Origin of the sequence: Photorhabdus hindustanensis (assembly GCF_002968995.1) — a bacterium.
Classification (GTDB): domain Bacteria; phylum Pseudomonadota; class Gammaproteobacteria; order Enterobacterales; family Enterobacteriaceae; genus Photorhabdus; species Photorhabdus akhurstii.
This window is the reverse complement of sequence record NZ_PUWT01000114.1, coordinates 1-1,206: the sequence shown is the minus strand read 5'-3', so window position 1 is coordinate 1,206 and position 1,206 is coordinate 1. Positions and strand designations below refer to the sequence as shown.

The 1,206-nt window shown below is 46.6% G+C and carries 3 protein-coding genes; all 3 read left to right on the top strand.

Annotation, left to right across the window (positions count from 1 at the left end; genetic code table 11):
- A partial coding sequence (locus C6H66_RS27365; RefSeq protein ID WP_282183135.1) for an RHS repeat-associated core domain-containing protein occupies window positions 1-617 on the top strand: 617 nt, incomplete at its 5' end.
- Window positions 614-847: a hypothetical protein gene (locus tag C6H66_RS24210; protein ID WP_046397194.1), complete on the top strand. Its 234-nt coding sequence runs from the start codon at window positions 614-616 to the stop codon at window positions 845-847. The genes C6H66_RS27365 and C6H66_RS24210, both read left to right, overlap by 4 nt.
- A gap of 151 nt (window positions 848-998) precedes the next feature.
- Window positions 999-1,206, top strand: a 208-nt coding sequence (gene tnpA, locus C6H66_RS24205) for an IS66 family insertion sequence element accessory protein TnpA (RefSeq protein WP_146111123.1), incomplete at its 3' end; no start/stop codon positions are given.

Below are 1,206 nucleotides of genomic sequence, written 5' to 3'. Positions count from 1 at the left end.
GGCGGCGGCCGAAGCAGTCCCTGTACGGGCTGCGGCTGGGCGGACACGGCGAGAATCCCCAGCTCGATCCGGGCCTGAGATTTGCCGGGCAACTTTTTGATGAGGAAAGTGGTTTATTTTATAATCGGTTCCGCTATTATTTGCCGGAAGCGGCGTGCTATCTCGGCCCTGACCCTTTGGGGTTAGCAGGAGGAGTAAATCCTTACAGTTACGTGCATAATCCGACGGGTTGGATCGATCCTTTTGGGTTGGCAAGTTCACCTTCTCAATTATTAAATCGGAAACTTAGAGCTTTACAAAAAGCTCAAGGTTCTGCCGTGAATATCCGCGAATTACCTGATGGGCGAATCCGTTATTATGATAAGGAAGCGTTAGCTAGAACCGAAGGGCTAACGCGTGGACGTTCTCATGTCACAGAGTGGAATCCATCAACAGGAAATGTGAGGTCTTGGGAAGAAACTTACGACCATTCCAGCAAGGTTAATCGTGTACATCCTAAGATGAAAGATGGTCAGGTATTGGATTTCCCTCATTATCCACCCACCAAAGCGGATATAGATTCAGGTATAGCAACAACCTCAGGAAAAGCTATTAAAAAATGTGGGGGATTGTCATGAACGATCTAATCCATCTTTTTATAAGCGGCCTGAATGAAAAACTTCAAGAAAATTACGATACTGCTAACATTGCTAGATATGCATATGAATTTTACCTTGATCATGACATTGATGATGAGAGGCTAAGATATGTCGTTGATTATTTAAAAGGAATGGATGCAGATCCTGCATTTGAATTAAGTAAAGACGAAGTCACTTCTTTTGTTCGAGAAAATCTCTTTTACATCTAAAAAACACCGGAAGATCCCCGTGATCTTCCGGCTCTAATCTTCTCGACACTTAATAAAGGAAGGTAAGTAAACGTCCGGTCATCTCACCTTGTTCTTCCCCTCCGGCCCCTGCACGCTACTGCTTCCTTATCTTCACCTGGAGACTGACACCATGAGCCGTAGCCGATATACCCCGGAACAAAAACAACACCATGTGGCCCAATGGCGCCACAGTAACCTGACCCGAAAACAGTATTGCGAACAGCATCAGCTGAGTTTTTCCTCTTTCCGCGACTGGATTGCCGACAGTCACAAAATGCGCCAACCTCTCAGCCAGACACTGCCCGCCCTCTTGCCGGTTTCACTCCAGCCTGACGACG

What these genes read in the sequence shown, in the direction of transcription:
- C6H66_RS24210 (WP_046397194.1), top strand. Translation starts at nt 614, where the DNA reads ATGAACGATCTAATCCATCTTTTTATAAGCGGCCTGAATGAAAAACTT.